Source organism: Nitrospirota bacterium (assembly GCA_016214385.1).
GTDB lineage: Bacteria > Nitrospirota > Thermodesulfovibrionia > UBA6902 > JACROP01 > JACROP01.
Window position 1 is genome coordinate 1 of sequence record JACROP010000114.1, and the last position, 3,243, is coordinate 3,243.

Here is a 3,243-nt window from a genome sequence, read left to right on the forward strand (position 1 = left end):
GCTTATAAAGATTCATGGTATATCAAAAGAAAAATTCCCTTTCTATCTGAAAGAAATGGAATTCAGATATAAGAATAGCCATAAAAATATATTCACTTTATTGGTTCAAAATATATGCAGTTTTGTGCCAAATCTTTTATAATTACCAAATATAAATACATTCCATAACTAAACACCTCATGCGGCCTGTTTATCCTGGCGTGATATGTGATGTATTTAAAATAGATTGCTTGAAGAGTCCTTTAGAATATCTGATTCCTAAATGGTCGATGACTCGTAGAGAGGAATGTCGTAAATGTCTTTAACTTATACATTGCCTTGAAAAAAGGTGCGTCTTTCCTTAGAATCTTAGCTGTATGGGGATACTCGATGATATTTTAAGTCACAAGAAAGAAGAATTAAGGCATAGAAAAACCCTGCTTCCTATCCGAGATTTAAAGGCAAGGATAAAGGACCTGCCGCCATCGAGACCTTTCAGGGCATCTATAAGGAGAGAGCAAACACAACCCATAAGGCTCATCGCTGAAATCAAAAAGGCATCGCCATCCAGGGGCATAATAAGGCAGGACTTTGACCCTCTGAAAATTGCATCCATATATGAAGAAAAGGGGGCCAATGCAATATCAGTCCTTACAGAAGAACATTATTTTAAAGGAAAGCTTGAATATATTGAAGAAATAAGAAAGGTCACGCAGAGGCCTCTTTTAAGAAAAGACTTCATAATCGAGGACTATCAGGTTTACGAATCCAGAGCATATTGTGCTGACGCAATCCTGTTGATTGTGGCAGCCCTTGATAAATATCAGCTTATAGACCTTATGAGTCTTTCCAGAGAGCTTTCACTTGACTGTCTTGTTGAGGTCCATGACCCTGAAGAACTCGATACAGCACTTTACTCAGGGGCAGAAATAATCGGGATAAACAACAGGGACTTAAAGACCATGGAGATAGATATTAACACAACAACCAAACTCATTAAAGAGATACCAAAAGAAAAGACAGTTGTTAGCGAAAGCGGGATAAAGACAAGGCAGGACGTCATAAGACTTGAAGAGACAGGGGTTGATGCAATACTTATAGGGACAGCATTGATGGAGGCAGGGGACATAGGCTTGAAAATAGATGAGCTGCTGGGCAGGTCGTTGCGACCAGGGAGGCAAAGTGCTCTCTAAGATTATCAGCGCTGCCCTGATTGGAATCGATGCCTACCACGTCGATGTAGAGGTTGATATTACAGCGAGAGGGCTTCCACACTTTTCAACAGTCGGCTTACCTGATACCGCAGTCAAGGAGAGCAAAGACAGGGTAAGGGCAGCACTCAAAAACACAGGCTTTAATTTCCCTCTCAAACAGATAACAGTAAACCTTGCGCCAGCAGACATAAAAAAAGAGGGCTCATCCTTTGACCTGCCCATTGCAATTGGCATTACTGTAGCCGAGGGCATAATTGAACCTCATGCAGTTGATGGATATATGATTACAGGAGAACTATCCCTCGACGGAAGAATAAAGCCTGTGAAAGGGGCACTTTCAATGGCAATCACTGCAATGCAGATGGGAGTAAAAGGAGTTATCCTTCCGGCTGAAAACGCCAGGGAAGCTGCTGTAGTAAAAGGCATCCCTGTGTATGGATTTAAGAGTCTGCCTGAGTTGATAGAATTTTTCAGGGGGGCCAATACAATACAGCCAACCGAGACTGACATTTCATCCATCATGAAAGAGCACTCCATCTACCAGGACGACTTTCAGGATGTAAAAGGTCAGGAGCATGTTAAAAGGGCACTCGAGGTTGCAGCAGTAGGAGGCCACAATGTCCTGATGATAGGCCCTCCTGGTTCAGGAAAGACAATGCTTGCCAAAAGGATTCCAACTATACTGCCTGATATGACATTTGAGGAGGCCCTTGAAACAACGAGGATTCACAGCATAATTGGCATCTTAAAGCACGGCCAGCCCCTTATTGCAACAAGGCCATTCCGTTCTCCGCACCACACATTATCCGATGTAGCCATGGTTGGAGGAGGCCAGATACCAAAGCCAGGTGAGGTAAGCCTTGCCCATAATGGAGTTTTATTTCTTGATGAGCTTCCGGAGTTTAAAAGAAATGTCCTTGAAGTCCTCAGACAGCCCATAGAAGACAGCCATGTAACTATCTCAAGGGCAATAAGCTCAATCACCTACCCTGCATCCATAATGCTCGTCTGTGCTATGAACCCATGTCCATGCGGATTCCTCGGTGACAGCCGCCATCAATGTACATGCACTCCTTCACAGATACACCGTTACAGACACAGGGTATCAGGGCCACTATTAGACAGAATAGACATACACATAGAAGTCCCTGCTGTGCCTTACAAAGAGCTTTCAAAAGATTTCTGCGGTGAGCCTTCAGTAGACATCCGCAACAGAGTTCAGAGGGCAAGAGGCATTCAGCTTGAAAGATTTAAAAAAGACGGTATCTATTCCAATGCCAAGATGCGTTCAAAACACATAAAAAAACATTGCTCCCTTAAGCCAGAGGCCCAGAGTATTATAGAAATGGCAATGAACAAACTCGGCCTGAGCGCAAGGGCATACACAAGGATTTTAAAGGTCTCCAGAACAATTGCAGACCTGGAAAGCTCCGCTGACATCCAGCCCCATCATGTCTCAGAGGCCATACAATACAGGACACTTGATAGGGGGATGTTTTAAAATTTTTGTTCGGCAAAGTGCTTATTCCATAAACTCTTACCTAAACCAGCAAACAATCCACATAAATAAAAAAATGATCTGAGGCGAGACGTGCGAGCTTCCACCAGTCTGCATCCTCAGGCCAGAAGACCCCCTGCTTTAGGACAATGAAGTCACGGGAAGGCAGGATGTAATCGAGCTTCAGGCTGAAGTCTTCGGTGTCCAGAGGCGATGCCTCTACCCCTCCCCCTTCAAGGAACGTAGGCCTTGAAGGCACAAGGCCGTTGAGGGCCGGGTTTGCAAGAAGCCCCTTTATGGCTTCCCTTATGCCCTCTCCCCTTTCAGGGTCTGCATTCAAGTCGCCTATCACGACAAAGGGCTCCACGACCTTAAAGGGCTCCACACCAGGAAGCTCCCCTCCACTTATGTACTCGTTTAGAAAGTTCAACTGATCTCCATTCCTTTCCCTGTTTAAAAAGCCCCTCACAGGTATGGAGGCATGAAGAAGGATTCCATGCACAATCCTTCCCCCTATGCTTAAAGGCACATCCAGGAGATTTGTGCTAAAAA

The 3,243-nt window shown here is 44.4% G+C and carries 3 protein-coding genes; 2 read left to right on the forward strand and 1 reads right to left on the reverse strand.

Annotated elements, in window-relative coordinates; all coding sequences use genetic code 11:
- Nucleotides 1-356 precede the first annotated feature (356 nt).
- Together trpC and HZC12_07270 are read left to right on the forward strand one after the other, a co-directional pair.
- Complete coding sequence (trpC, locus tag HZC12_07265; GenBank protein ID MBI5026512.1) at nucleotides 357-1,172, forward strand: indole-3-glycerol phosphate synthase TrpC; 816 nt, start codon at nucleotides 357-359, stop codon at nucleotides 1,170-1,172.
- Nucleotides 1,162-2,694, forward strand: a complete 1,533-nt coding sequence (locus HZC12_07270) for a YifB family Mg chelatase-like AAA ATPase (GenBank protein MBI5026513.1) — start codon at nucleotides 1,162-1,164, stop codon at nucleotides 2,692-2,694. Before trpC ends, HZC12_07270 begins: the two co-directional genes overlap by 11 nt.
- A gap of 40 nt (nucleotides 2,695-2,734) precedes the next feature.
- Here HZC12_07270 and HZC12_07275 read toward each other — a convergent pair.
- The coding region (locus tag HZC12_07275) for an endonuclease/exonuclease/phosphatase family protein (protein ID MBI5026514.1) at nucleotides 2,735-3,243 on the reverse strand (509 nt) is incomplete at its 5' end.